Source organism: Aestuariibius sp. HNIBRBA575, assembly GCF_040932005.1.
Classification (GTDB): Bacteria; Pseudomonadota; Alphaproteobacteria; order Rhodobacterales; family Rhodobacteraceae; genus CANLNM01.
The window spans coordinates 2,175,830-2,201,395 of sequence record NZ_CP162414.1 but is presented as its reverse complement, the minus strand read 5'-3'; the positions used below and the strand labels follow the sequence as shown (position 1 = coordinate 2,201,395).

The following is a 25,566-nucleotide window of genomic DNA, read 5'->3' as shown; positions in this document are numbered from 1 at the left end:
AGATGGGGTATTTCAGACGGGAACCCCGTCAGTTGGTAACAAAATACGCGTCTTCAAAGCCGAGACCTTTGACCTTTTCCAGCAGGTCCGCGCGTTCAGTTGAACTGGACGCAGGGCCGACAATGACACGCCAGAACACACGGCCCTGGCTTTCTTGGCGCAGGACGGTTGGCACGATTCCAATGGATCGCAGTCGGTCAGACGTGCGGTTGGCATTGTCTTCGACGCTGAAAATCCCGATCTGAATGAACGGTTTGGTCAGGCTGGATGTCGGTGTCGGCGCAACTGAGGGCGTCGGAACTGGTGCAGGTGTGACAGAGGCCGTGGTGGCTTCGGCGGCGTCAATCGCTGCGGCGGCCCCGGCAATCGGATCCAGCGATGTGGCTTCGATTTCGGCGGGGGCGGCCAGATCGGACGTCGCCGCGGTGTCCAAATCCACAACAGGCGGGGTATCGGCCACTTCTTCGCGGCGCAATGCTGTGACGTTCAATTCGACGGGTGCGCCGGCCAACATGCCCAACGCTTCGGCGGCGTCAGACGACACCTGAAGCCGTGGACCGGGATTGTCGCGTTCGCGGCGGAACAAAGCCCCAATCACAAAGTTGCCATTGGCGCGGTTGCGGATGATCACACGTTCGGGATCGCCCACATCAGGATGTGCGACCCAGACGCCACCCAAGGAAGGACGCCCGTCCCACAGACCGTTTTCGGTTACCTGAAACACCTCTGGTGCTTCAACATCCCGTTCGACCAATTGCACTGATGTGCTGTTGGCGGGGCCGGTTGTGGCCGCGTCACCATTGGGCGCCAAGGCCCCAAAGTTGAATTCACCGTTTTCGTCACATGCGCTGAGGGCCAAAACGGCGCCCGTCAATAAGGCAATAGTGATGGGAGTTTGTTTGCGTGGCTTAGGGGTGGAAATCCCTGATGCGCCTGAATGCATATTCGCGGAAATAATTCTGCCCGTCATGATCGCGACCTGTCCTGTCTGCTGGCGCTCACCGAATATGATTGGCCCTTTATCTGGCCTTTTCAATCATATGGCCCTGAAACCAGAGCCCTGAGCGCGAAAATCCTTCTGCTTAGGTGGGACAATAGACGTGCAAATCCGTTAAGGAAAGTCTGGCCTTGCCCGGATCGGCGGATTTCCACGCCACTTTGTCGCGATTGGATCGCGTTTTGCGCCGATTTCTGCTTTACGTCGGTCGCAGACGGCCCTAAATAACCCTGGACGGAGAGGTGGCAGAGTGGTCGAATGCGGCGGTCTTGAAAACCGTTGACCGTGAGAGCGGTCCCAGGGTTCGAATCCCTGTCTCTCCGCCACAGATCTCAAAACGACATCCCCAAAATTGAACCCGTCCCACAGGTTTGGCGTGGTGTCGCGGGCGATCGGCGATGTTTTGCGTGCTTTGTCGGGCAGGGGAATTATTGCATGGCCATTTGTTACTTTATAAAATAACAAATAGAAAACCGGGCATCAGCCGACCCAGAGGTGACATGCGAAAACAAGCTGCAACACGACAATCGGATGTTTTGAACGTCCTCAAAGGGCAAGAAAAGCCCATGACGGCTTATGCCATTTTGTCAGAGTTGAAATCCGGTGAACCTGATTTGGCCGCTCCGACCATTTACCGCGCCCTTAGCGCCCTGACCGAACAGGGCCGCGCGCATAAACTTGAATCGATCAGTGCATTTGTGGCGTGTCGCTGCCAGCATCATAAATCGGTTCCCGTTCTCGAAATTTGCAGCAAATGCGGCACTGCCCAAGAACATGACGGCGCAAGCTTGCTGCCCGAACTTACGGCGATATCCGCAAAATCCAATTTTCAGACCACACGGCATATCGTGGAAATTCACGGGTTTTGCCATGGCTGTTCTCACTCATAACCCCCTCTGATCTATAGGACATTATTGTGAAACGACTTCCTTTTCTTGCGTTATCTGTCTCCTGCGCCACACCGATCTGGGCCGAAGAAACCCGCCAGCTGGATGCGCATGAGCATGGCGTGGGCCAACTGTTGATCGCGGTCGAAGGCACGCAAATTGCGATGGAATTGCACGCGCCCGGGGCAGATATTGTTGGCTTTGAATATGCCGCGCAAAGTGACGAAGATCACCATAAGATTGAGACCGCTATTTCGGCCTTGTCTGACCCACTGGCTTTGATTGGAGTGCCCGACGCCGCTGGTTGCGCCGCTGATCATATCGATGCGGGGCTCGTTGGCGATGGTCATGACGATCACGATGACCATGACGAACACGCGGATCATGACGACCACGATGATCATGAAGATCATGACGACCATGATGATCATGACGAACACGCTGAACATGACGATCACGACGACCACAAAGAGCACAGCGAAGAAACCGGTCATACAGAGTTCCACGCAGAATATGTGCTGGAATGTGCGGATGTTGCCCAGATTTCTGAGCTCACTTTCCCTTACTTCGAAGCCTTTCCAAACTCAAAAGAGCTGGAAATTCAGATCCTTTCGGATAAAGGTGCCACATCCTTTGAGGTGATGCGAGACGCGCCAACTCTGGATGTAAGCTCTCTGTTTTAAGTGGCGAAACACATATGACATTCTCTGCCCCGATCCTTCAGCTCACCGATCTGCGCTATCGATGGCCGGGGCAGCGTTCCTTTGGGCTACATGTCCCGGAATTGACATTGGCTCCGGCCGAAACCGTTTTGCTACTGGGCGAAAGTGGGTCGGGAAAGTCCACTTTGTTATCCCTGATTTGTGGGACCATTTTGGCCCAGTCCGGCCAAGTTGTTGTCGCGGGAACTGACATTGCATCCCTGTCTTCTGGCAAGCGGGATCAATTTCGCGCCGAACATATCGGGCTGATTTTTCAGCAGTTTAACCTGCTGCCTTTCGCCAGTGTTCTGGATAATATTCTGTTGCCGCTTCAATTTGCGCCGCTGCGCCGCAAACGGGTTTCGCCGCCCCAAGAAAAAGCAAAACAACTATGTCAGGCATTGGGATTGCCGCAGGACGTGATCCACGCCAAAGCCGGTTCGATCAGCGTCGGTCAGCAGCAACGGGTGGCCGCCGCGCGCGCCCTGATTGGCACGCCGCCGTTGATTATCGCGGATGAGCCCACGTCGTCCTTGGATGCCGCAACGCAGGCCACGTTTCTGCAATTGCTGTTTGCCCAAAGTTCTGCCCATGACACTGCGTTATTGATGGTCAGCCATGATGCGCGGCTGGCGGATCAGTTTGATCGGGTCATTCACATGTCCGATATCGCCACATCAGAAAGAGACGGGCATGATACTTAGACTTGCTTGGGGATCGCTGAGTGCGCGCGCATTGACGGTGTTCATGACCATTTTGGCCATCGCCCTGTCTGTTGCATTGTTTTTAGGAGTGGAAAAAATCCGCACCGGCGCCAAAGCCAGCTTCGCAGATACAATTTCGGGGACCGATTTGATCGTTGGGGCGCGGTCCGGGTCGGTTCAATTGCTGCTTTATTCGGTTTTTCGGATTGGCAATGCGACCAACAACATGACCTGGCAAAGCTATCAAGACATCGCAGCGCGCCCCGATGTTGATTGGATCGTTCCGATTTCGTTAGGCGACAGCCACCGGAAATTTCGCGTCATGGGGACAACAACAGCGTTTTTTGACCGGTATAAATACCGTTCAGGCCAATCTTTGGTCGTGGCTGATGGCGCGGTCATGTCGGACCTGTTTGACACGGTGATCGGGGCAGATGTCGCCACTGCGCTGGGCTATAATGTCGGTGATCCCATTGTTGTGGCACATGGGCTGGCCTCGTTTACGCAGCACAAAGATCAGCCATTTCGCGTCTCTGGCATTCTGGAAAAAACCGGCACACCAGTGGATCGCACCGTGATCGTCAGTTTGCGCGCCATCGAAGCCATCCATGTGGATTGGCAAAACGGGGCGCAAATTCCGGGGCAATCCACATCACCAGATGTTATCCGACAAATGGACCTGCATCCTCAGGCGGTAACCGCCGCGTTGGTCGGCGTCAAAAGCAGGCTGCGTGTGTTCAGCCTGCAGCGGGCCATCAATGAATACCCCCAAGAGCCGCTTTTGGCGATTTTACCCGGCGTCGCCCTACAAGAGTTGTGGCAGATCGTTGGGATCGCTGAAACGGCGTTGATTGGGGTATCGGCGATGGTGGTTGTCACCGCCCTGATAGGCATGATGGCGACGATTTTTTCCAGTTTGAACGAACGTCGTCGGGAAATGGCGATTTTTCGCGCAATGGGCGCGCGGCCAATTGTGGTGCTGACCCTACTGGTCCTAGAGGCGGTTCTGATGGCAGCACTTGGCGCGGTTTTAGGGCTGTTTTTGCTGTATGTGGGGTTATTTGTTGGCCAACCAATGATCGACAATGCCTTTGGTTTGTATTTACCGATCGAGCCGCCAACATGGCGAGAGGCATGGGTTTTGCTGGGGGTTGTTGTCGCTGGCGCAATTGTGAGCATGATCCCGGCGTTGCGTGCCTACCGGATGTCGTTGGCCGATGGTATGATGGTTCGGATTTAGACTTTCAGAGGTGCGAAATGGATTTGTCACGGCGCAATCTCCTGCTTTCTGTGGCGGCGGCCACGGCGCTGCCAAAGGTGGCGATGGCGGATATTCCCATCGAAATCACCTGGGATGATCTGATCCCACCGGGGGTGCCCTATTCAGAAATCATTTCCGAAGGCGTCATGGATGAACGCAATGACATCTGGCAGCCGGTTTTTGATAGCAATGCGACGAAATTGAACCCCACCTTGGATGGGGCCTATATCAAAATGCCGGGGTTCATCATTCCGATTGATATATCGACCAGTGGTGTCACGTCGTTTGTGCTGGTGCCCTATGTCGGGGCCTGTCTGCATGTTCCGCCCCCGCCGCCCAATCAATTGGTGTTTGTGACCACACAGACGCCTTGGCCCAGCGATAACCTATGGGATGCTGTGTGGGTCACCGGGCTGATGCAACACGAATTGCAATCCACCGAGGTTGCCGAAACCGGGTATACGCTGCGCGCCGACGACATGGAGGTCTATGTCTGGTGAAACAGGATTTGGACCGGCGCGCATTACTGGCAGGGTTGGGGGCGTTTGCAACGCTGCCTTCGCTGGCCCAAGCAGAAGACTTTGTCGATCTGGAATGGACCGATTTAATACCGGACGGGCAGGTGGCTATGCCGCCAATGCTGCAGGATTTGATTGATCATGATCAGCCGCCCATGTCGTCCCAACAGCCGCAATCCAACGGGGTGCGCACCGATTGGAACGGGCAGGTCGTGCGGCTGCCGGGGTTTATCGTGCCAATCGATTATTCGGGCACCGGGGTCACCGCCTTTATTCTGGTGCCTTTTGTTGGGGCATGTGTGCATGTGCCACCCCCACCTGCCAATCAACTGGTTTTTGTCACCACGCAGGACCCATACCAGACCGCCGGGCTATATGAGCCGGTGAATGTGATCGGAATGTTTGGAACATCATCCATTTCGACGCAGCTTGCGGATATTGCCTATGCCATCTCTGCAGACCGCATCGTTCCGTATTGATTGCGCGCTGGTCCTCGCGCATGTGACAGTTTGAAGTCACGCGATCAAACCCCGTGACATTCAGATCCGCCCCGGTCTAAGATTTCTCTATGAAACATGTACAAAAAGAATCCACAGATGACGCGCTTATTCAGGAATATCTGAACAAGGGTGGCAAAGTCAGCGTTGGTAAAACCAAACCCGCCAAAGCCGAGCTAGGGCTGAGCAACAACGTTTGGAACAACAAGCTGACCAAAGAAGAAAAAGCGGCGCGTGACAATAAAAAGTGAGTGCCGCTCCGGGCCTAGGCACTAGGTGAAAGCGACAGACCGCCTTGGGTTTTCAAAAAGGTAACGACGTCGTCGATGCCGTTATTGTCGCGCACAGCCCCTAGAATATAGGGGCGCGTGGAACGTGCGGTTTGCGTGTCGTGATCCAGTTGGGTCAAATCCACACCAACATAGGGTGCCAGGTCGGTTTTGTTGACAAATAGCAGGTCCGATTTCGTCAATCCCGGCCCACGTTTGCGTGGAATATCCTGTCCCGCCGCTGTGTCGATCACATAGATCGTCAGATCCGCCAGTTCCGGGCTAAAGGTGGCTGCTAGATTATCGCCGCCACTTTCGATCAGGATCAAATCCAGATCTGGAAAGGCGGTGTTCAATTCATCAATGGCCGCCAGATTGATAGAGGCATCTTCTCGAATGGCGGTATGGGGGCATCCGCCAGTTTCCACGCCCCGGATACGGTCGGCTGGCAGAACCTGTGCGCGCACCAATGCTTCTGCGTCCTCGCTTGTGTAGATGTCATTGGTGATCACGGCCATGGAACAGCGTGCTGCCAGGGCGCGGGCCAAGGCTTCGGTGAGGGATGTTTTCCCGGCCCCGACCGGCCCACCAATTCCAACGCGCAAGGGGCCGTTATGTATCTGTTTGGTCATGTAAGAGCCTGTAATAACAAGAGGGAATAGCCCGCCCCAATCAGCAGGCAGAGCGGTGAAAAATAGTGCCGATCCAACCGGCGAAATGGCTGTTCAGGGGTGATGTCGGCCCATTTTTGGGTGAACCCGATAGATCCGCGTCCCAAAAACACCGCGGCAAACCCAAACATCCCCAAATTGCGCAGAAAACCATCCTCCAGATGTGGCCAGCGCGCCGCAGCAAGAAGGGCAACCGCAACAATGGCGCAGGGAATGGCGCCGGGCATCCTGTCGATGCCTTTGAACCCGGCAATGGTCCGCGCGAGCGCAGCTTCGTCGCGATTGGGCCACCAAATGCCCAATCCCCACATGATATGAAGCCCGGCCAAGATCAGCAAAACACCCGATAAAATCCAGATCATGATTTGAACAACCTTACATCCAACGTTTCCTGAGCCATGGCCGCCATATCAGCGCCGATCGCTGCACCGCCCAGATCCTCTAAATCCGACATTGCCGCCTTTAGGGCGATATCGGCAATGATTGGGTGTAATTTGTCCAGCACCTGTTGGCCTTGGGTTTGGCCCAATGGCACAAAACGCACCCCCACGGATGTCAGGTTAGAGGCAAAGCTGTGCAGGTAAAGCGCGATGATCTGCTGGTTAGACACCGCAAACGTGGCGGCGGCTTGGCCCAGAACAACCGGCAAAGGGGCCGGGGCAATGGTCTGTCCGGTGATATGTGACACCGTGCGCGCCAAAGCGGTGCCTTGATTTAGGGTTTCGTTTCGTCGCCCAGCCGAGGATTGCAATGCGGTCGCGTAATCGGCCAGCAATGCGTAATCTGCATCCGCAGCAAGGGCCTGTGCCAAAATCACTGCATCCTGCCAGCCTGCGCCATAGGTCAGGATATCGGACAGCCATTCAAATAGTGTGTCCGCATTCGAAATCTGGCCCTGCGCCATCGCCGCCTCTAACCCATGAGAATAGGCAAAGGCCCCGGTTGGAAAGGCAGGGGACAACCATTGGGTTAAGGTCAAAAGATCGCGCATAGGGCCATTATCCTAGTGTGAATGGCCCATGGTGCGCCCATGGCCATAAGCCCCGCCTTCCGGGGTAAAAGGGGCCGTTATGCGGTGGATATGCGCCCCCAACAGATGCAACATTTCCTCAAGCACGTGGTCTTGGCGAATGATCAGCCGATCCGGTTCGATCTGACAGGGCGTGTGGCGATTGCCGATATGCCAGGCCAGCCGGGACAGCGCGCCGGGATCAGTGGCGGTGATTTCCAGCACAGGTTCATCAGCGGCCACCACCTTGATTAGGCCCGTTTCGGTGGACAGGCAATCGCCGGCATTCAGGTTGGTGGTTTTGGGCAAATCCACCAGAAAATGTGTGCCACTGTCACAGGTTAGCCGTTTGCGACGCAGGATGCGCGCGTCGTAGTCCAGCACCACCTGATCCATCGGCGATTGGGTCACATCCGGGGCCAGAACAATGGCATATGCGGTTGGATAATCAGACATGTGTCCCCCTAAAACATGAAGTAACGCTGCGCGAGCGGCAGGACAGTTGCCGGTTCGCAGGTCAGCAATTCCCCATCCGCGCGCACTTCGTAGGTTTCTGGATCAACCTCGATCTGCGGCTTGGCATGGTTCAGTTTCATCTGCGATTTGCCGATATTGCGCGTGCCGATCACCGGCAGGGTTTGTTTGGCCAACCCCAGTGTGTCGCCGATATTATTGGCCTGCGCAGCGCCTGACACAAACACAACGGCATTGCGTTCCACCGACCGGCCATAGGCCCCAAACATCGGGCGGGTATAGACGGGCTGTGGGGTGGGGATCGACGCATTTGGATCGCCCATTTGCGCCACAACGATGGTGCCACCCAACAGAACCATTTCCGGTTTGGCCCCGAAAAACGCAGGTGACCACAGGACCAGATCGGCGCGTTTGCCGATCTCAATCGATCCGATATGCGGCGACAGGCCGTGCGCGATGGCGGGGTTGATGGTGTATTTCGCAATATAGCGCTTGGCGCGGGCATTATCGTTGTCGCCAACTTCATCGATCAGCGCGCCGCGCTGAACCTTCATTTTATGGGCGGTTTGCCATGTGCGTGTGATGACTTCGCCCACACGGCCCATGGCCTGACTGTCCGAGGAAATCACGCTGAACGCGCCCATGTCATGCAGGATATCCTCTGCGGCAATGGTTTCGCGCCGGATGCGGCTTTCGGCGAATGCGACATCCTCTGGCACCTTATTATCCAGATGATGACAGACCATGAGCATGTCCAGATGCTCTTCTATTGTGTTGATTGTGTAGGGCATTGTGGGGTTGGTCGAGGACGGAATGACGTTCTCTTCGGACACCACTTTGATGATGTCGGGGGCATGGCCGCCGCCCGCGCCTTCGGTGTGAAAGGCGTGGATGGTGCGGCCTTTGATGGCGGCCAATGTGTTTTCGACAAAGCCGCTTTCGTTCAGGGTGTCAGTGTGGATCATCACCTGCACATCCATGTCATCGGCCACCGATAGGCAGCAATCAATTGCGCCGGGCGTGGTGCCCCAATCTTCGTGCAATTTCAACGCACAAGCCCCGGCATTGATCTGTTCGATTAACCCCGCAGGTTGTGATGCGTTTCCTTTGCCCGCAAAGGCCAGATTCATCGGAAATGCGTCCGCCGCCTGCATCATCCGACCGATATGCCACGGCCCCGGCGTACAGGTGGTGGCCAGCGTGCCATGGGCCGGACCTGTGCCGCCGCCCAACATCGTGGTGATGCCTGAATGCAGCGCATCGTCGATCTGTTGGGGGCAGATGAAATGGATATGCGCATCCATCCCACCGGCGGTTAAAATGCGGCCTTCGCCTGCGATGATTTCGGTACCGGGGCCGATGATCACATCCACATTGGGCTGTGTATCCGGGTTTCCAGCCTTGCCAATCGCGGCGATATTTCCATCCCGCAGGCCAATGTCGGCTTTGTAAATCCCAGTATAATCCAGCACCAACGCATTGGTGATCACGGTATCCATCGCCCCCTCAACGCGGGTGATCTGGCTTTGGCCCATGCCATCGCGGATCACTTTGCCGCCGCCAAATTTCACCTCATCGCCGTAGGTGGTGAAGTCCCGTTCCACTTCGATAATGATGTCGGTATCACCCAGCCGGACTTTGTCGCCTGTGGTTGGGCCAAACATCGCAGCATATTCAGCGCGGTTCATGGATGTGGGCATTATAGGTCTCCCATGATGGCTTGGTTAAATCCGAACACGCGACGGGTGCCAGACAGGGGGATCAGCCGGACCTCACGCGATTGGCCGGGCTCAAACCGAACGGCGGTGCCGGCGGGAATGTCCAGGCGTGTTCCACGCGCTGCGGCCCGGTCAAATTCCAACCCGGCATTGGTTTCTGCAAAATGGTAATGGCTGCCGACCTGAATAGGGCGATCACCGGTATTGGCGACGATTATCGTGACCATTTCGGCATTTTCATTGAGCGTCACAGCGCCCTGAGCGGGGAAAATCTGACCCGGTATGAATGTGTCTGACATGATACGGACCTAACGAATGGGGTGGTGAACGGTGACCAATTTGGTTCCGTCCGGAAAGGTGGCTTCGACTTGAACGGAATGGATCATTTCAGGAATGCCGGGCATACATTGATCAGCTGTTATGACATGGGCCCCCGCAGACATCAGATCCGCAACAGACCGCCCATCCCTTGCGCCTTCGACGACGAAATCTGTAATGATTGCAATGCTTTCGGGGTGGTTTAGTTTGACGCCGCGGTTCAACCGATCGCGGGCCACCATGGCGGCGAGGCTGATCAACAGCTTGTCTTTTTCTCGGGGGGTCAGGTTCATGTGGTCCTCTTAGATTTGCCAAACGCGGGGCAGGGCCCCGGGGCGTAGGATGTCCAGAATTCGGATCAGCTGACGACGCAGCGGCATCCCGTCCAATGCGGTGATGCGGATGGTCAATTTCCCGTCAAAGGCCGAGGCAAACGCGCTGCAATCAGGATCGGTCAATTCGGCGCGCAACGCGGCCAGAATATCGCCCGCATCTGGGGTGATCATCGCGACGCTGGCCATGGCACGGGCGGCTCCAAGCGCCGCAGGTCCAGCGGTTAATGTCGCCCCAGTGATCCGCAACGGGTCCAGTAAAATGGGGCGATTGTCCCGCCATATTTCCCGCTGATCCAGTAGGGACAGATGAGTCAGGCTTTCCCCCATGGCAAAGCGGCCAAGTATGATGGTTTCAACGCAAAGGCAGGTGGCGGTCCCAAACAGATCAATCCGGGTTTTGCGTTTTAGATTTGCATGGTTAAACAGAATGGTTTCCTGCGGCAGCCAATCCAAATGCCCGCCGTCATCCACCCGCAAAGAAACGTCCATTTGCGCCGCCCCGTGAAGGCTGCGATAGGCGCGTTCTGCGGTCTGGGTGGTGGCGGTCACCCGCACATCTGCGCCGGTCTTTAACGCATATGTCAGATGATCCCCCCCGGTTAATCCGCCTGAAGTGTTTAAAAACACGACCTCTGGACCTGTGGGGGGGGGCTTATGTTGATGGGGTAAAATCGCCTTGGCGGACCCTGATTGATGCAGATCGCGCAGCCGTGCCTGACCGTTGACCCGCCCCATTTGCACAGATGCATTCCCAATACTGCGTTGTGGCGCAGCGGGGGGTGGGGCCGATTGCGGCAAATTATTAAGCGGGGCGTTCATCTGTAAACCTTTCGCCACAAACGTTCCCGGCGCTGGAAAATTGGGCAACGTTTCGACAGCGGGAACAGATGAATTGGGGGGCATATTGGGATGATTTGCCCGTTTTTTGTGCGTAACGCCTGCTTTTTGCGCGTGATGGCGTCTTTTTCAGCGCTTGGTGGCGTGTCCAATACGTTGACAGACCGGCGCGACCATGATTAATTTCACAAACTGAAATAAAGATCAGCATCGCAGATGCACAAGGGAGTGGCATTATGTTTCTGGGGTTAGACCTTGGCACGTCCGGATTGCGGGCGCTTTTGGTGGATTCAGGCGGCGCTGTGATCGGCTGGTCAGAGGCGTCCTGTTCCGTGTCCCATCCCCATTCCGGTTGGAGCGAACAGGACCCGGCGGATTGGATCGCGGCCTGCGAAACATGTTTGGCGGCGTTGCAGGGCAGCTATCCAACGGAATTGGCTGCACTTTCTGGGATCGGCCTCAGCGGGCATATGCATGGCGCCACGTTGCTGGATGCTGATTTCAACGTTTTGCGGCCATGTATGTTGTGGAACGATACGCGATCCACACCCCAAGCAGCAGAGCTGGATGCGGCTGAACATGTCCGGGAACTCTCTGGAAATATTGTGTTCCCCGGATTTACCGCCCCCAAGGTGGCCTGGGTTGCCAAACACGAACCAGACATCTTTGCCCAAATCGCCAAAGTATTGCTGCCCAAAGATTATCTGCGGTTCTGGCTCACGGGGGGGGATGTGTCGGACATGTCTGATGCAGCAGGCACCGCGTGGTTGGATGTGGGCGCGCGTGATTGGTCGCCTGAATTGTTGAACGCCAGTGACATGCGCGCAGATCAAATGCCCACTCTGGTCGAAGGCACAGCCCCAGCTGGGCATTTGCGCAGAGAATTGCAGGAAAAATGGGGAATTTCTAACACCGTTATCGTGGCTGGGGGCGCGGGGGACAATGCTGCGGCGGCATGTGGTGTTGGCTGTTTTCAGGATGGCGATGGCTTTGTTTCGTTGGGCACGTCTGGGGTGCTATTGGCCGCCAAGGATCGGTTCGCCCCTGATCCGGCAACGGCTGTTCACACGTTTTGTCATGCGGTTCCGGATACTTGGTATCAGATGGGCGTGATTTTGGCCGCGACCGATTGTTTGAATTGGTTGGCGGAGGTTTTGAACGCTAGGCCGGCAGACTTAGCGAACGCGTTGCCTGACACCATTTCAGGACCGTCGCGATTGCTGTTTTTGCCCTATTTATCGGGGGAACGGACCCCGCATAATGACAGCGCAATTCGCGGGTCATTCATTGGTCTGGATGTGACAACCACGCCGCTGGACATGACCCAAGCCGTCATGGAAGGCGTCGCATTTGCGCTGGCCGATTGCCATGATGCGTTAAAGGCGACCGGCACAAAGTTTGAACGGCTCTTGGCGATCGGGGGCGGGACGAAATCCGATTTTTGGGTTCAGACGTTGGCGTCGGTTCTTAATATCCAAATCGACATTCCTGCGCAGGGCGAATTTGGCGCGGCTTTGGGGGCGGCAAGATTGGCCATGGCGGCGCAGCCCGGGGCGGATTTGGCGGCCATCATGACCAAACCAGAAATTGCGCGGACGGTGGCGCCGCGTGCTGACTTGGTTGCGGATTATGCCCGGGCGCATGACACATATCGCGCCCTTTATCCAAACCTAAAGGCGGCGCTGGGCCAATGATTTGGTTGACGCATGGCCCTTTGGTGCGGCATCCCAAACGTTCCCAAGCTTTTTTGCCGTTCGAAAGACCCTGATATGCCACAGTTAATTCAGCACCCCATTGCCAATCGTCCAAACATCCAAGAGGCGGTTTTGCGGGATGGCGATCACATGCTGAGCGTGCTGAATTACGGTGCGGTGACGCGAAACTGGGTTGTGCCTGTGGACGGAAAACCCGTTTCTGTGATCCTTGGGTTTCAGAACCCGGCGGATTATCTGACCTCGCCTTATTTTTTGGGCACCATTGCTGGGCGGGTTTCTAACCGGATTGGGGGCGCGCGGTTTTCACTGAATGGGCAGGACCATGTTTTGGCCGCCAACGAAGGCACCAATCAATTGCATGGCGGCCCTGATGCCTTGAACACAAAATTCTGGGACATTGAGCAGGTTGATGACCAAACGGTTCAGCTTGGGCTTCAATCCGCACATGGCGAAAATGGCTATCCGGGGAATGTGACCTTTCATGTCAAAATCCATCTGAATGGGGCCATAGTGACCTACGAATTGCAGGCGCAGGTGGATCGACCGACACCGATTTCTTTGGCGCAACACAATTATTATAACCTGATGGGGCACGGGGGTATCTGGGGCCATCAGATGACCTGTGTGGCCGACCATGTTCTGGCCAAGGGGCCGGATAATGTCAGCACTGGGCAAATCGATCCTGTGGCGCAGACCGCGTTTGATTTCCGCCAAGCCCGTCGTTTTGATCAGGCCCATCCGGATCAGCCCAGCCCAGACAGGGGCGTGCTGGATGGGCATTTGGTGTTTCCCAAGGATCGTGATCCTGATGCGCCTGTTGCCTGTTTTCGCGCTGATAACGGGGTTACAATGCGGGTCTGGTCAGATCAGTCGGGGGCGCAGATCTATAATGCCGCGGGCATGCCAGAGTTGAGCGGGGGCCTGAATGGTCAGACTTATCCAGCTGCGGCTGGGTTTTGTTTTGAACCGCAGGGGCATCCAAATGCGGTGAATATCCCGTCATTCCCCAGCGTGATCGCCACGCCTGAACATCCTTATCGGCAGGTTCTGGAAGTAGAGATAAAGCAGATATCACAATGAAATATGCGGCGATCTTAATGTGTTTGGCGGGGTCTGCACATGCGCAGGACCTGGGCGTGCGGCCAGAATTTGAAGCCGCTTCTGAGGCGCAGATCGCATTGGGGCAATTGCTGTTTTATGATCCCATTCTATCGGGCAATCGCAGCGTGTCATGTGCGACATGCCATCACCCTCGCTTGGGCACCAGCGATGGCATGTCGCTGTCGATTGGGGATGGCGGCATTGGGTTGGGGCCAGATCGACATATGGACCCCGACAATCCCCCCGAGCAACGGATCGGGCGCAATGCGCCGGCTTTGTTTAACCTTGGCGCGGATGAATTTCAGGTCATGTTTCACGATGGCCGACTTGAGGCTGATCCGTCACAGCCCGGTGGAATGCGCACGCCTTTGGGGGCCGAGATGATCGCTGGGTTTGATAGCGTACTATCCGCACAGGCGATGTTCCCGGTTTTATCCAGCGATGAAATGGCCGGGCATTATTCGGAAAACGAAATCGCCCAAGCGGTTCGGTTGGGGCATTTGTCGCTGCAAGACGGCGCATGGGATCTGATTGCCCTGCGGGTGGCGCAGATCCCTGCATATCGCGATGCCTTTGCCGACATAAACGGCGCGCAAAATCCGGTCACATTTACCGATATTTCCAATGTCGTCGCAGATTTCATCGCGGCGGAATGGCGCGCGGATGATGCCCCGTTTGATCGATATATGATCAGCGGCACGCCGATGGGTGCGGCTGCAATGCGCGGGATGGACCTGTTTTACGGTCAGGCGCAATGCGCAGATTGTCATTCCGGGTGGCTTCAGACGGATCATGATTTTCATGCGATCGCGATGCCTCAGATCGGGCCGGGCAAAGCGGCGCGGTTTGAAAATCACAACCGGGATGTGGGGCGGATGCGGGTCACGGGGGACGCGGCAGATGCCTATCGGTTCCGCACACCGTCGCTGCGCAATGTGACATTGACCGGACCCTATGGGCATGACGGGGCCTATGCGACATTGGATGCGGTTGTGCGGCATCATTTGGATCCGGTTGCGTCACTGATGGCCTATGACCGCAATCAGGCGGTTCTGCATGATTTTTCCGGTGCGCAGGATTGGAATGTTTTGGATGATCCGCAGGAAATGGCCGCGATTGCAGCGGCCAATGAACTGGCCCCCATAGATCTGAGCGCGTCCGAGATCGCCGATCTGTTGGCGTTTTTGGCGGCGTTGACCGATCCGGTTGAACGTATGGGCGTGCCCGAAACGGTGCCCAGCGGTTTGCCCGTGGATCGTTAGGGGCATCCTGCGGGCGGGTTGATGATTTGATCCGCGGCAAAGTCAGTCCAGTCTGGATCAACACAGCCCAGACGGCTGGACAGCACCCGCATTTGGATATCGTCGCCACTTTGCAGACCAAAATGCAGCATGCCGTAATGGCCACTGGCATGGCCGCCACCGATGGTGATTTCCTGCACTTGGGTTTGATCGCCTTGGCGCAGTTCAACAAAACTGCCGACGGGCAGGGGGGTAACATCCACCATAACCCAATGGCCGGGCGCGGTGTCATTTTCATAAAGTTCAAGCGCCGCGCGACGGTTCACAACCGCCAAATCCAGTTTTCCGTCCAGATTCATATCCACCAAGGCCGCGCCACGGGAACGATCCATAGTGGCAATCCCGGCAATGACCGACAGGTCCTGATAGGTCCCGTCGGTTTGCCCCATCAGCAGGGAATTTGGGTCTTGCATTGCGGCGTCGGGCATTTGTTCGACATTGCCTTTGGCCACAAAAATGTCATTGATCCCATCGTTGTTCACATCTCCAAACGCAGCATGCCAGCCGGTCGAGGGTCGTCCATCGGGGCCGGTATGGGGGCGATGGGCGGTGGTGCCAAATTCATAGGTCGCATCCCGCCAGGTTGGGCCGCCTGTTTGTTGATCAAAGGTTTGAAATTTCTGATCACCCATCGATGTCAGATACATGTCGGCAAACCCGTCGCCTGTGACGTCTCGTGATGCGATCCCCATGCCCCATAGGCTGTAAGGCAGCCAGTTATCGGCTTGGGTGTAAAGACGGGGTTGTGCATCCATCGCCCACATCTGTTCCTGCCCGTCGCGCACATAATAGTGCCGGTCATTGCTGATCCGCAGATCGGCATGTCCGTCGCGGTTCCAATCCGAAAACAGCATCGACAAGGCGCAATAACCGGGCGTCAGATGTGTCGGTTCGCCGTATTTTCCCCCATCGGGGCGATACAGTAATGTGTCGTCACAGGCTTCAAACGGGCCGTCGGGATCGCTGCGATCCACATAGGTGCCAAAGGCCAGCGTCGGCAAAGTATTGTCACCTTCCCATGTGGCGGAAAACGCGGTGGTCCAGTGATCACCGCTGGCAAAGCCCAGCGTGTCAAACAGGGCAAACTGGCAATCGCCAAGCCCCCGCATCAGCACATCTGGCCCCACCCGAAGGATCGCCAGATCCAGCACAGCGTCTCCATCGACGTCCAGCGGATAGGCGCCTATGACGCCCGTTAATGACAGCGTTTCTGGTGTGTCCTGTGTAAACGTCAGCGCCGCGCCGGGGCCGGTGGTGGTGTTGACCATCAACTGGGCCGGGTTGGACCCGCCCGCAGCGTAGAGTTCGGGCAAATGATCACCGTTGCAATCAAACGCTGCCACGCCTCCGCCAACGAAATGTTCCCATCCCCCGGCGTAAATGTGTTGGGGCACGTCCCGCGCAACAAAGCTGGGGGTGGAAAACGGCTCTGCTACGGCGGCATTGGCGATACAGATGGTCACGCATATTCTACCCAGCATTGGCGGCCAGTTCCTTGATCTTTAGGGCGCTGACCTGTTCCATCGCATAGGCGGCTGCGCCTTTGGCCCACATCAGATCCCCCCATTTGTGAATGCGTACTTCTGGCAGGGGGGCATCAGTTTGCACCACGGATCGGCGCATTTCTTCGATCACTTTGTCCGCATAAAGATAATCAAACGACATGCGAGCACCGGCCAGAATGACCAGTTTGGGATCAAAAATATTGATGACATTGGCCAGCCCCATCGCAAACATCCGGCCCGCCCGATCAAAGATTGACGCGGCCATCTGATTGCCCGATTGCGCCGCGCCAAACAGCGCTGCCAGCTCTTGTTTCGGCTGGCCGGTTGAAATGATGTTGGCTTCGCGCAGCAGGGCGTAATCCCCGACATATGCCTCTAGGCAGCCGCGTTGCCCGCATTGACACAGCGCCCCTTCCAGCTGGACCTTGGTGTGGCCAAATTCTGCGCCGCAACCACGCGTTCCGCGATAAATGTCATTGTTGATCACAATCCCCATCCCAACCCCATGTTCGATGGTGATCACGATGAAATCACTGACATTGCGCCCCAACCCAAAGGATTGTTCCGCCATGGCCACCAGATTGGCGTCGTTATCGATGTAAACATGGCAGGGCAGAACCGCATCCATATAAGCGCCGAGATTGACGTTGCGTTTGGTCAGGGATGACGACCAATGCACAGATCGGTTGGGCGCATCGACCAGCCCCGCAATCCCAATGCCGACACCGGCGATATCGGCGACCTCAAATCCACCTTTGGCACAGGTTTCTTCCAAGGCTTTGACGATGGCTTGGGCCAATTGTTCTGGTTCCATGCGGCCTTCGGTCAGGGCCATTTCGTGATCGACAATGGAATTGCCTTCGAAATCGACGACCATGGCGGATATCGCGTGGAACGACACTTTGATACCGGCGATTTTCAACGCCGAGCCTTTGACCTTTAACGCCACACGCGGACGGCCGCGTTTGGCGGCGGTGGGGGGCGTGTCTGGGCGGATTTCTTCGATCAGGTTGGCATCGATCAGTTCAGATGTGATCGCCGTGACAGTGGCCGGACTGACACCGGTTGCGCGCGCAATATCAATCCGCGCGATATTGCCCGCATTTCGGATTGCATCGAACACATGTTGGCGTCCGGTTTCGCGTTGTTCCCCTGAATGAGACAGCCGAATATTTTCGGTCATCGCAATAACTCCCCCTAGAATTTGCCTATTTATCTAGGAAAACCAGTGATTAGGCAAGGTTTGGTTCCGATTAAGCATTATTTAATTTGCGAACCAAAAAAATAGTGCTAAATATTTAGGACGTGCTGCGAATCCCAAAAGGGTTCGGTCTGGTGCGAAACGGGAGGAATACAATGAGAACTTTGAGTGCAATTTCGGTTGCGGCTGTTGTCGCGTTTGCGGGAACATCTGTTTTTGCGGACGGCCTGACAGTTGGCGTGAGCTGGTCCAACTTCCAAGAAGAGCGCTGGAAAACCGATGAGGCAGCGATCGTTGCCGCATTGGAAGCAGGCGGCGCAACCTACCTGTCCGCGGATGCGCAATCATCTTCGTCCAAGCAGCTATCAGATGTTGAGAGCCTGATCGCACAAGGCGTCGATGCGTTGATCATTCTGGCGCAAGACACCCAAGCCATCGGCCCCGCAGTACAAGCGGCCGCTGACGAAGGCATTCCTGTGGTGGCGTATGACCGTCTGATCGAAGACAGCCGCGCGTTTTACCTGACCTTTGACAATGTCGAAGTTGGCCGCATGCAGGCCCGCGCCGTATTTGAGGCGCAGCCATCCGGCAATTACGTGATGATCAAAGGGTCGCCAACCGATCCAAACGCAGATTTCCTGCGCGGTGGTCAGCAGGAAATCCTGCAAGCTGCGATCGATAGCGGTGACATCACCATCGTCGGCGAAGCCTACACAGATGGCTGGCTGCCTGCCAACGCACAGCGCAACATGGAACAGATCCTGACTGCGCAAGACAACAATGTTGATGCGGTTGTGGCGTCCAATGACGGCACGGCTGGTGGTGTTGTTGCCGCGCTGACGGCTCAAGGCATGGAAGGCATTGCCGTGTCCGGTCAGGATGGCGATCACGCAGCGCTGAATCGCGTCGCACTGGGCACGCAGACCGTATCTGTCTGGAAAGACGCCCGTGAATTGGGCGCGGCTGCTGGTGAAATCGCCGTGGCCTTGGCCGGTGGTGCGATGATGGCTGACGTCGAGGGCGCTGGCGCATGGACATCCCCAGGCGGCACAGACATGACATCTGTTTTCCTGGCCCCGGTTCCGGTGACTGCTGACAACCTGTCGGTTGTTGTAGACGCTGGCTGGATCACCCAAGAGGCCCTGTGCCAAGGTGTGACCAACGGTCCTGCGCCCTGTAACTAAGATGTTGTAATCAATCGGTGAAACCACCGATTTGGTGCATCGGTGCGCCCCTGTTATGATGATGGGGCGCGCCTGACACTTCTTGACACTTTCTGCTGATTTCTGGAGTTCGGACATGACCGAAACCACGTCTCAGCCAATCCCGTCCCAAAGTAAGCGCAACCTGTTTCAGCAACTGGAACTGGACATGCGGCTATTGGGAATGATTGGTGCCTTTGTTGTTCTTTGCATCGGATTCGATCTGATGACGGATGGGCGTTTCCTGACGCCGCGCAACATATTCAACCTAACCATTCAGACCGTTTCCGTCGCTATCATGGCCACGGGCATGGTGTTTGTGATTGTCACCCGCCACATTGATCTGTCCGTGGGGGCGCTGCTGGCGACCTGTTCGGCGATCATGGCGATGACCCAAACCGATATCCTGCCCAATATGTTAGGGCTGGGGTTAAACCATCCGGCCACGTGGCTGATCACATTGGTGGTCGGGCTGACGGCTGGGACGCTGATCGGGGCGTTTCACGGCTGGATGATCGGCTATCTGACCATTCCGGCCTTTATCGTGACGCTGGGCGGGTTTCTGGTCTGGCGCAACGTGGCTTGGTATCTGACCAGCGGTCAGACAATTGGGCCATTGGACAGCACATTCATGATCTTTGGCGGCACCAACGGCACGCTGGGCACGTCGGTCAGTTGGGCGATTGGCTTGATTGCGGCGGCGCTGGCGGTCTGGGCGTTGCTGAACGGACGCCGGTCCAAAATGGCGCATGGCTTTCCGGTCAAACCGATCTGGGCCGAAGCCACAATGGCGACCATTGTTGTCGGGGCGATCCTTGGATTTGTGGCGATCCTGAACGCCTATAACATCCCCGAACGCCGCCTTGCCCGCATGTTTGAGGCACGCGGAGAAGTGATGCCCGAAGGCTTGGTTGTGGGCTATGGCTTGCCGATTTCGGTGTTGATCCTGATCTCGGTCGCGATTGTGATGACCATCATCGCCAAACGCACCCGGTTTGGGCGCTATATCTTTGCCACCGGTGGCAACCCGGATGCGGCGGAATTGTCGGGCATCAACACGCGGTTATTGACGGTCAAAATCTTTGCGCTGATGGGGTTTCTATGTGCCTTGTCTGCGGTGGTGGCATCGGCGCGATTGGCCAACCATTCCAACGACATCGGTACGTTGGATGAACTGCGGGTCATCGCGGCTGCGGTGATTGGCGGCACGGCCCTGTCGGGTGGGTTTGGCACCATTTATGGGGCAATCCTGGGCGCGTTGATTATGCAAAGCCTGCAATCCGGTATGGCAATGGTGGGCGTGGATGCACCGTTTCAAAACATCGTTGTTGGGTCCGTTCTGGTGGCGGCTGTGTTCATCGACATCCAGTACCGCAAACGTTTGGGGGCAAAGTGATGGCGCGTAACAAACATCGTGCAGCGGGTGAAACGCCGCTGGTTGAAATGAACGACATCTCAATTTCTTTTGGGGGTGTCAAAGCGGTGGATCACGTCAGCGTCGATCTGCATCCCGGCGAAGTTGTGGGCCTGCTGGGCCATAACGGGGCTGGGAAATCGACGCTGATCAAAATCCTGTCGGGCGCCTATGCCATGGATAGCGGCGAAATTCGCATCAATGGCGAACGGGCCGAAATCCACAATCCGCGGGATGCAAGGTCTTATAATGTTGAAACAATTTATCAGACCTTAGCGCTGGCCGATAACCTGGATGCGGCATCAAACCTGTTTTTGGGGCGTGAATTGGTCACCCCATTTGGGTTGGTTAATGACGCCGCAATGGAGGCAGAATGCCGCCAGATCATGGGGCGATTAAACCCGAATTTTCAGAAATTCTCTGAGCCGGTTTCCGCCCTGTCAGGTGGGCAACGCCAATCAGTGGCCATCGCCCGTGCGGTCTATTTCAACGCGCGTATCCTGATCATGGATGAACCCACAGCGGCGTTGGGCCCTCACGAAACCCAGATGGTTGCCGAACTGATCCAACAACTAAAAGCCGAAGGGATCGGGATTTTCCTGATCGATCACGATGTGCATTCGGTGATGCAGCTATGTGATCGGGCCAGCGTGATGAAAAACGGGCAATTGGTTGGCACTGTCGACATTGATGATGTCACGGACGATGATCTGCTGAGCATGATCATTTTGGGCAAAAAGCCGGGCGAAGCGGCGGCGTAACACCGCCACTACATGATACAAAAAGAAACGCCCTCCCCGCCATTGGGTGGGCGTTTTTCCTTTGAATTCAATCTTGTGGATCAGGTTGTTGAAACGGGGCAGCCACCTTCGAACTGTAAAATTCGTTCCAACCCGGTATTGCCCTCGACCAATTCCGACAATGTGACCTGATCCAGCTCTGCATAAAACGCGTTCAGCGCCCGCGATAATGCGCCGCGCAGCCGGCAGGCCGGGGTGATCGGGCAATGATTGTCGCGTCCCGCAAAACATTCCGTAAACGGCGTGTCTGCCTCAAACACCCGAAACACACGGCCCACAGTTATGTCAGCTGGTGGGCAGGCCAACCGGATACCGCCGCCTCGTCCGCGCATCGTTTCAATAAAGCCCGTCTGGCTTAGTTGATTGATAATCATGCCTAAATGAGCTTCTGAGGCGTTGCAGCTCTCGGCGATCTGGCGTTTTCGCACCTTTACCCCTGGATGAACTGCGCAAAACATCAAAACCCGCATCGCCAGATTTGTTCGAACCGTCAGCCGCATATTGCCCCCCTAAAGTTAGGTGAATTATGCAGCTATTTGCCGATGCTGAGGTTGATCTAAGTCAATATGACGCAGGGTTTGCGTGCAAAAAGCTATTTTTTCGATAGATCAATGGGCTGTCCGGGCACGGGCATGGTTGTTTGCTCACTTTAACGTGTCTGTAGGTTTTGCATGTTGTGACTGGATGGTGAAATGACATATGTCACTTTGCAAATGTATATTGCACCCCGTGCGAAGACGTAGATGGTCCCATTTGTGGGATTGCGACGATCAAAAGGACCGTGAAGATGACTTCTGACCCAATCAACCGCCTCAAAAACGCACCGGTTCCTCTATTTGCAATTGTGATGGGGATGACCGGGTTGGCTCTTGCTTTGCAGGCGGCGGCGTCTGCGGTTGGTGTGCCAATCTGGGTTGGGTTGACTGCCTATCTGATAGCATTTTCTTTGTTTGGTTTGATTTCGATCACCTATACCACAAAGGCAATATTACACCCAGATGCTGTGCGATCCGAATGGCACCACCCAGTGAAGCTTGCGTTTTTTCCGGCCATTTCCATATCGCTTTTGTTGTTGTCCACAGCCAGTTTGACGCATGCGCCTGTACTGGCATTGCCGTTGTGGATCATCGGGATGATCGGGCAGGGGGGGCTGACCATTGCCGTGGTATCAGGTTGGATAGGCATGCGCAGTTTTCAAACCGGTGCATTATCCCCGGCATGGTTCATTCCGGCCGTGGGCAATGTGATTGTACCGTTGGCGGGGGTGCCGTTGGGGTATATTGAAACGTCTTGGTATTTTATGTCCGTTGGGCTGATTTTCTGGGTGATCTTGATGACATTGGTGGTGAACCGGCTGATTTTCCACGATCCAATGCCCGGGCGTTTGCAGCCCACTTTGGTTATTCTGATTGCGCCGCCTGCGGTGGCTTTTGTCGCTTGGATGCAGCTGAATGGCGGAGTGGTTGATGGCTTTGCGCGGATTTTGCTGAATGGGGCCTATTTGTTTACGCTGATTGTCGCCGTGCAATTGCCACGCATGGTGTCGCTGCCGTTTTCGCTGTCGTTTTGGGCGCTGTCCTTTCCCATTGCCGCCGCATCAATTGCCAGTTTCCGATTTGCTGAGGCCACCGGATCAACCCCACATGTGGCCATTGGCGCAGTGTTGCTGGTGGCCCTGATCATTGGGGTCGCTGTGTTGTTAACAAAGACCGGCGCCGGGGTGATTTCGGGCGCCATTTTCAAGGAAGAGGCCGCCCCGAAACCGGCTCCTGCCGCCTAATGCGGGCCAATCCCATCTAAGCGGGCTGAACCGATTGATGGGGCGGGGCAGATTCGATCAGACCGCCAGATTTATTGATATAACAGACAGGTCAAGGTGTCGCAGGCGGGGCCTGATCTGTCTGTTCTACCCAGTATTGCGGATAAAAATTGACAAGCTGAGCCATGGATCACGGCGAAATTTCTGCAAATTCAAAGGGGTTTGCAGGGGTTGATTATGTCTCGTTTACTGATTTAACGAAAAAGCTGTAAAATTATTTACTCAATAAGATCGAAATAAGAGCCACTTATATACAATCTCCCCCAAAACGCGTTTATTGCAACCAGAGGGAGGGTTCTACCGAGTAGGAGCGGAAGAACCCATTTCAGGAGACATAAGGGGAAGCCATGACCACCGAAACAGTTCAGAAGTCTGTTTATCCGCCAAGCGCGGATTTCGCAGCCAACGCCCATGTTGATGAGGCGAAATATAATGAAATGTATGCGGCTTCGATCAAGGACCCGGACGGGTTCTGGGGCGAACATGGCAAACGGATTGACTGGATCAAACCGTTCACCAAGGTCAAGAATACAAACTACAATTTCGGCGAAGTGGCCATCAATTGGTTCGAAGACGGCACATTGAACGTGTCTGCCAATTGCATCGACCGCCATGTCGCCACACGCGGCAATCAAACGGCGATCATTTTTGAGCCGGATGATCCAGCAGAATCCGCGCAGCATATCAGCTATATTCAGCTATTGGAAAATGTCAGCCGCATGGCCAATGTCCTAAAAGGTCTGGGCGTGGGCAAAGGCGACCGGGTTGTGATCTATCTGCCGATGATTCCCGAAGCCGCCTATGCCATGCTAGCCTGTGCGCGCATTGGTGCGATCCATTCCATCGTCTTTGCGGGCTTTAGCCCCGATGCGTTGGGGGCCCGGATCAATGGCTGTGACGCCAAGGTGGTGATCACTGCTGACACTGCCCCCCGCGGTGGCCGCAAAACCGGGCTGAAATCCAACACCGACGCGGCTTTGCTGCATTGCAAAGACAGTGTTCAGGTTCTGGTGGTGAAACGCACCGGCGATCAAACCACTTGGATTCAGGACCGCGATCACGATTATAACGCATTGGCCGCCGAAGCGTCCTCTTATTGTACGCCCGCGGAAATGAACGCCGAAGATCCGCTCTTTGTGCTATATACATCTGGCTCTACCGGTCAGCCCAAAGGCGTGGTGCACACATCTGGTGGCTATCTGGTTTTTGCGTCCATGACACAGGAAATCACGTTTGATTATCACGATGGCGATGTGTTCTGGTGTACGGCCGATGTGGGCTGGGTCACGGGGCACAGCTATATCGTCTATGGGCCGCTGGCCAATGGGGCGACCACCGTGATGTTCGAGGGCGTGCCAACCTATCCTGATGCAGGCCGGTTCTGGCAGGTTTGTGAAAAACACAAAGTGAACCAATTCTACACCGCCCCCACCGCATTGCGCGCCCTGATGGGGCAAGGCAATAGTTTCGTCGAAGGCTATGACCTGAGCGACCTAAAGGTGCTGGGCACCGTGGGCGAACCGATCAACCCCGAGGCGTGGAACTGGTACAACGAAGTGGTCGGCAAAGGGAAATGCCCTATCGTTGACACATGGTGGCAGACCGAAACGGGGGGGCACATGATGACGCCACTGCCCGGTGCGCATGCGATGAAACCGGGTTCCGCGATGAAGCCGTTTTTTGGGGTGCAACCCGTGGTTCTGGAACCCACATCGGGCGAGGAAATCCACGATTATCCAACCGAAGGCGTGCTGTGTATCAAAGACAGCTGGCCCGGTCAGATGCGCACCGTGTGGGGCGATCACGAACGGTTCCAGAAAACCTATTTCAGCGACTACAAAGGCTACTACTTTGCCGGTGACGGCTGTAAGCGCGACGAAGATGGCGATTACTGGATCACGGGCCGTGTGGATGACGTGATCAACGTGTCCGGTCACCGGATGGGCACGGCTGAGGTTGAAAGCGCGCTGGTCGCCCATGCCAAAGTCGCCGAAGCCGCCGTGGTCGGCTATCCGCATGATATCAAAGGGCAGGGCATCTATTGCTATGTCACCTTGATGAATGATCAGGAACCCAGCGAAGAGCTGCGCAAAGAGCTGCGCACTTGGGTTCGTACTGAAATCGGGCCGATTGCGGCGCCGGATCTGATCCAGTGGGCGCCCGGCCTGCCAAAAACCCGGTCCGGTAAAATCATGCGTCGCATCCTGCGTAAAATCGCGGAAAACGATTATGGCGCATTGGGCGATACATCGACGCTGGCCGATCCTTCTGTGGTCGACGAGCTGATCGAAAACCGCATGAACAAGGGGTAA

Annotated in this window: 27 protein-coding genes and 1 tRNA gene; 16 read left to right on the top strand and 12 right to left on the bottom strand. The window is 55.8% G+C overall.

Annotated elements, in window-relative coordinates:
• Positions 1-28: 28 nt before the first annotated feature.
• Positions 29-970, bottom strand: a complete 942-nt coding sequence (locus AB1F12_RS11110; protein WP_368184349.1) for an SPOR domain-containing protein — start codon at positions 968-970, stop codon at positions 29-31.
• A 263-nt stretch (positions 971-1,233) separates the two neighbouring features.
• Between AB1F12_RS11110 and AB1F12_RS11105 the strand changes: the two genes are divergently transcribed.
• The 8 genes from AB1F12_RS11105 (at position 1,234) to AB1F12_RS11070 (ending at position 5,816) form a co-directional block, all read left to right on the top strand.
• Positions 1,234-1,323: transfer RNA gene (locus AB1F12_RS11105), tRNA-Ser, on the top strand.
• Between the two features lie 240 nt (positions 1,324-1,563).
• Positions 1,564-1,887: a Fur family transcriptional regulator gene (locus AB1F12_RS11100; RefSeq protein ID WP_368184348.1), complete on the top strand. Its 324-nt coding sequence runs from the start codon at positions 1,564-1,566 to the stop codon at positions 1,885-1,887.
• A 26-nt stretch (positions 1,888-1,913) separates the two neighbouring features.
• Positions 1,914-2,567: a DUF2796 domain-containing protein gene (locus AB1F12_RS11095; protein ID WP_368184346.1), complete on the top strand. Its 654-nt coding sequence runs from the start codon at positions 1,914-1,916 to the stop codon at positions 2,565-2,567.
• 14 nt (positions 2,568-2,581) lie between these two features.
• Entirely contained in the window at positions 2,582-3,289 is a 708-nt protein-coding gene (locus AB1F12_RS11090) for an ABC transporter ATP-binding protein (RefSeq protein ID WP_368184343.1), read from the top strand.
• A complete protein-coding gene (locus AB1F12_RS11085) occupies positions 3,279-4,529 on the top strand; it encodes an ABC transporter permease (RefSeq protein WP_368184341.1) in 1,251 nt (416 codons plus the stop codon). Before AB1F12_RS11090 ends, AB1F12_RS11085 begins: the two co-directional genes overlap by 11 nt.
• Positions 4,530-4,546: 17 nt before the next feature.
• Positions 4,547-5,050, top strand: coding sequence for a DUF3299 domain-containing protein (locus AB1F12_RS11080; RefSeq protein WP_368184339.1), 504 nt, complete (start codon positions 4,547-4,549; stop codon positions 5,048-5,050).
• Positions 5,047-5,547: a DUF3299 domain-containing protein gene (locus tag AB1F12_RS11075; protein ID WP_368184337.1), complete on the top strand. Its 501-nt coding sequence runs from the start codon at positions 5,047-5,049 to the stop codon at positions 5,545-5,547. The genes AB1F12_RS11080 and AB1F12_RS11075 overlap by 4 nt, the downstream gene beginning before the upstream one ends.
• Positions 5,548-5,636: 89 nt before the next feature.
• The gene (locus AB1F12_RS11070; protein WP_368184335.1) at positions 5,637-5,816 is read left to right on the top strand and encodes a hypothetical protein; all 180 of its coding nucleotides are present in this window, start codon (positions 5,637-5,639) and stop codon (positions 5,814-5,816) included.
• 14 nt (positions 5,817-5,830) lie between these two features.
• Here AB1F12_RS11070 and ureG read toward each other — a convergent pair whose 3' ends face one another.
• From ureG to AB1F12_RS11030, 8 genes are read right to left on the bottom strand one after another with little or no spacing between them, the layout of a single operon-like run.
• Positions 5,831-6,454, bottom strand: coding sequence for an urease accessory protein UreG (gene ureG, locus AB1F12_RS11065; RefSeq protein ID WP_368188356.1), 624 nt, complete (start codon positions 6,452-6,454; stop codon positions 5,831-5,833).
• 8 nt (positions 6,455-6,462) lie between these two features.
• On the bottom strand, positions 6,463-6,867 hold the full coding sequence (locus AB1F12_RS11060; RefSeq protein ID WP_368184333.1) for a DUF3995 domain-containing protein: 405 nt from the start codon (positions 6,865-6,867) through the stop codon (positions 6,463-6,465).
• The gene (locus AB1F12_RS11055) at positions 6,864-7,496 is read right to left on the bottom strand and encodes an urease accessory protein UreF (RefSeq protein WP_368184332.1); all 633 of its coding nucleotides are present in this window, start codon (positions 7,494-7,496) and stop codon (positions 6,864-6,866) included. The genes AB1F12_RS11060 and AB1F12_RS11055 overlap by 4 nt, the downstream gene beginning before the upstream one ends.
• Positions 7,497-7,508: 12 nt before the next feature.
• Positions 7,509-7,970: an urease accessory protein UreE gene (locus tag AB1F12_RS11050; RefSeq protein ID WP_368184330.1), complete on the bottom strand. Its 462-nt coding sequence runs from the start codon at positions 7,968-7,970 to the stop codon at positions 7,509-7,511.
• 8 nt (positions 7,971-7,978) lie between these two features.
• Positions 7,979-9,688 carry an urease subunit alpha gene (ureC, locus tag AB1F12_RS11045; RefSeq protein ID WP_368184328.1) on the bottom strand — a complete coding sequence of 570 codons (1,710 nt, stop codon included), beginning with the start codon at positions 9,686-9,688 and terminating at the stop codon, positions 7,979-7,981.
• Entirely contained in the window at positions 9,688-10,005 is a 318-nt protein-coding gene (locus AB1F12_RS11040) for an urease subunit beta (protein ID WP_368184326.1), read from the bottom strand. The genes ureC and AB1F12_RS11040 overlap by 1 nt, the downstream gene beginning before the upstream one ends.
• Before the next feature lie 9 nt (positions 10,006-10,014).
• Positions 10,015-10,317 carry an urease subunit gamma gene (locus AB1F12_RS11035; protein ID WP_368184324.1) on the bottom strand — a complete coding sequence of 101 codons (303 nt, stop codon included), beginning with the start codon at positions 10,315-10,317 and terminating at the stop codon, positions 10,015-10,017.
• Between the two features lie 9 nt (positions 10,318-10,326).
• A complete protein-coding gene (locus AB1F12_RS11030) occupies positions 10,327-11,178 on the bottom strand; it encodes an urease accessory protein UreD (RefSeq protein ID WP_368184322.1) in 852 nt (283 codons plus the stop codon).
• Between the two features lie 254 nt (positions 11,179-11,432).
• On the opposite strand from AB1F12_RS11030, the gene xylB reads away from it, so the two are divergent.
• The 3 genes from xylB (at position 11,433) to AB1F12_RS11015 (ending at position 15,274) form a co-directional block, all read left to right on the top strand.
• Entirely contained in the window at positions 11,433-12,890 is a 1,458-nt protein-coding gene (gene xylB / locus AB1F12_RS11025) for a xylulokinase (RefSeq protein ID WP_368184321.1), read from the top strand.
• Between the two features lie 75 nt (positions 12,891-12,965).
• On the top strand, positions 12,966-13,991 hold the full coding sequence (locus AB1F12_RS11020) for an aldose epimerase family protein (protein WP_368184319.1): 1,026 nt from the start codon (positions 12,966-12,968) through the stop codon (positions 13,989-13,991).
• Positions 13,988-15,274 carry a cytochrome-c peroxidase gene (locus AB1F12_RS11015; RefSeq protein ID WP_368184317.1) on the top strand — a complete coding sequence of 429 codons (1,287 nt, stop codon included), beginning with the start codon at positions 13,988-13,990 and terminating at the stop codon, positions 15,272-15,274. Before AB1F12_RS11020 ends, AB1F12_RS11015 begins: the two co-directional genes overlap by 4 nt.
• On the opposite strand, the gene AB1F12_RS11010 is transcribed toward AB1F12_RS11015, so the two are convergent.
• Positions 15,271-16,794 (bottom strand): CRTAC1 family protein, encoded by a 1,524-nt coding sequence (locus tag AB1F12_RS11010; protein WP_368184315.1) that lies wholly within the window; start codon positions 16,792-16,794, stop codon positions 15,271-15,273. The genes AB1F12_RS11015 and AB1F12_RS11010 overlap by 4 nt on opposite strands.
• A complete protein-coding gene (locus AB1F12_RS11005; RefSeq protein ID WP_368184313.1) occupies positions 16,784-18,001 on the bottom strand; it encodes an ROK family protein in 1,218 nt (405 codons plus the stop codon). The genes AB1F12_RS11010 and AB1F12_RS11005 overlap by 11 nt, the downstream gene beginning before the upstream one ends.
• Positions 18,002-18,174: 173 nt before the next feature.
• On the opposite strand from AB1F12_RS11005, the gene xylF reads away from it, so the two are divergent.
• From xylF to AB1F12_RS10990, 3 genes are all read left to right on the top strand, one after another.
• The gene (gene xylF / locus AB1F12_RS11000) at positions 18,175-19,203 is read left to right on the top strand and encodes a D-xylose ABC transporter substrate-binding protein (RefSeq protein WP_368184310.1); all 1,029 of its coding nucleotides are present in this window, start codon (positions 18,175-18,177) and stop codon (positions 19,201-19,203) included.
• Between the two features lie 115 nt (positions 19,204-19,318).
• On the top strand, positions 19,319-20,617 hold the full coding sequence (locus tag AB1F12_RS10995) for a sugar ABC transporter permease (RefSeq protein WP_368184308.1): 1,299 nt from the start codon (positions 19,319-19,321) through the stop codon (positions 20,615-20,617).
• Positions 20,617-21,396, top strand: coding sequence for an ATP-binding cassette domain-containing protein (locus AB1F12_RS10990; RefSeq protein WP_368184306.1), 780 nt, complete (start codon positions 20,617-20,619; stop codon positions 21,394-21,396). The genes AB1F12_RS10995 and AB1F12_RS10990 overlap by 1 nt, the downstream gene beginning before the upstream one ends.
• Positions 21,397-21,476: 80 nt before the next feature.
• On the opposite strand, the gene AB1F12_RS10985 is transcribed toward AB1F12_RS10990, so the two are convergent.
• Positions 21,477-21,935 carry an Rrf2 family transcriptional regulator gene (locus tag AB1F12_RS10985; protein WP_368184304.1) on the bottom strand — a complete coding sequence of 153 codons (459 nt, stop codon included), beginning with the start codon at positions 21,933-21,935 and terminating at the stop codon, positions 21,477-21,479.
• 287 nt (positions 21,936-22,222) lie between these two features.
• On the opposite strand from AB1F12_RS10985, the gene AB1F12_RS10980 reads away from it, so the two are divergent.
• Both AB1F12_RS10980 and acs read left to right on the top strand, forming a co-directional pair.
• On the top strand, positions 22,223-23,215 hold the full coding sequence (locus AB1F12_RS10980; protein ID WP_368184302.1) for an SLAC1 anion channel family protein: 993 nt from the start codon (positions 22,223-22,225) through the stop codon (positions 23,213-23,215).
• 386 nt (positions 23,216-23,601) lie between these two features.
• Positions 23,602-25,566 (top strand): acetate--CoA ligase, encoded by a 1,965-nt coding sequence (acs, locus tag AB1F12_RS10975; RefSeq protein WP_368184299.1) that lies wholly within the window; start codon positions 23,602-23,604, stop codon positions 25,564-25,566.

Excerpts from the sequence above, each read along its gene's own strand:
- xylB (WP_368184321.1), top strand. The coding sequence starts at position 11,433 with ATGTTTCTGGGGTTAGACCTTGGCACGTCCGGATTGCGGGCGCTTTTG.
- AB1F12_RS10990 (WP_368184306.1), top strand. The coding sequence starts at position 20,617 with ATGGCGCGTAACAAACATCGTGCAGCGGGTGAAACGCCGCTGGTTGAA.
- AB1F12_RS11040 (WP_368184326.1), bottom strand. The coding sequence starts at position 10,005 with ATGTCAGACACATTCATACCGGGTCAGATTTTCCCCGCTCAGGGCGCT.
- AB1F12_RS11050 (WP_368184330.1), bottom strand. The coding sequence starts at position 7,970 with ATGTCTGATTATCCAACCGCATATGCCATTGTTCTGGCCCCGGATGTG.
- AB1F12_RS10980 (WP_368184302.1), top strand. The coding sequence starts at position 22,223 with ATGACTTCTGACCCAATCAACCGCCTCAAAAACGCACCGGTTCCTCTA.
- AB1F12_RS11080 (WP_368184339.1), top strand. The coding sequence starts at position 4,547 with ATGGATTTGTCACGGCGCAATCTCCTGCTTTCTGTGGCGGCGGCCACG.
- AB1F12_RS11090 (WP_368184343.1), top strand. The coding sequence starts at position 2,582 with ATGACATTCTCTGCCCCGATCCTTCAGCTCACCGATCTGCGCTATCGA.
- AB1F12_RS11100 (WP_368184348.1), top strand. The coding sequence starts at position 1,564 with ATGACGGCTTATGCCATTTTGTCAGAGTTGAAATCCGGTGAACCTGAT.
- AB1F12_RS11085 (WP_368184341.1), top strand. The coding sequence starts at position 3,279 with ATGATACTTAGACTTGCTTGGGGATCGCTGAGTGCGCGCGCATTGACG.
- AB1F12_RS11060 (WP_368184333.1), bottom strand. The coding sequence starts at position 6,867 with ATGATCTGGATTTTATCGGGTGTTTTGCTGATCTTGGCCGGGCTTCAT.
- AB1F12_RS11070 (WP_368184335.1), top strand. The coding sequence starts at position 5,637 with ATGAAACATGTACAAAAAGAATCCACAGATGACGCGCTTATTCAGGAA.
- xylF (WP_368184310.1), top strand. The coding sequence starts at position 18,175 with ATGAGAACTTTGAGTGCAATTTCGGTTGCGGCTGTTGTCGCGTTTGCG.
- AB1F12_RS11020 (WP_368184319.1), top strand. The coding sequence starts at position 12,966 with ATGCCACAGTTAATTCAGCACCCCATTGCCAATCGTCCAAACATCCAA.
- AB1F12_RS11030 (WP_368184322.1), bottom strand. The coding sequence starts at position 11,178 with ATGAACGCCCCGCTTAATAATTTGCCGCAATCGGCCCCACCCCCCGCT.
- AB1F12_RS11005 (WP_368184313.1), bottom strand. The coding sequence starts at position 18,001 with ATGACCGAAAATATTCGGCTGTCTCATTCAGGGGAACAACGCGAAACC.
- AB1F12_RS11010 (WP_368184315.1), bottom strand. The coding sequence starts at position 16,794 with ATGCTGGGTAGAATATGCGTGACCATCTGTATCGCCAATGCCGCCGTA.
- AB1F12_RS11015 (WP_368184317.1), top strand. The coding sequence starts at position 13,988 with ATGAAATATGCGGCGATCTTAATGTGTTTGGCGGGGTCTGCACATGCG.
- AB1F12_RS11055 (WP_368184332.1), bottom strand. The coding sequence starts at position 7,496 with ATGCGCGATCTTTTGACCTTAACCCAATGGTTGTCCCCTGCCTTTCCA.
- ureC (WP_368184328.1), bottom strand. The coding sequence starts at position 9,688 with ATGCCCACATCCATGAACCGCGCTGAATATGCTGCGATGTTTGGCCCA.
- AB1F12_RS10995 (WP_368184308.1), top strand. The coding sequence starts at position 19,319 with ATGACCGAAACCACGTCTCAGCCAATCCCGTCCCAAAGTAAGCGCAAC.
- AB1F12_RS10985 (WP_368184304.1), bottom strand. The coding sequence starts at position 21,935 with ATGCGGCTGACGGTTCGAACAAATCTGGCGATGCGGGTTTTGATGTTT.
- AB1F12_RS11110 (WP_368184349.1), bottom strand. The coding sequence starts at position 970 with ATGACGGGCAGAATTATTTCCGCGAATATGCATTCAGGCGCATCAGGG.
- acs (WP_368184299.1), top strand. The coding sequence starts at position 23,602 with ATGACCACCGAAACAGTTCAGAAGTCTGTTTATCCGCCAAGCGCGGAT.
- AB1F12_RS11035 (WP_368184324.1), bottom strand. The coding sequence starts at position 10,317 with ATGAACCTGACCCCCCGAGAAAAAGACAAGCTGTTGATCAGCCTCGCC.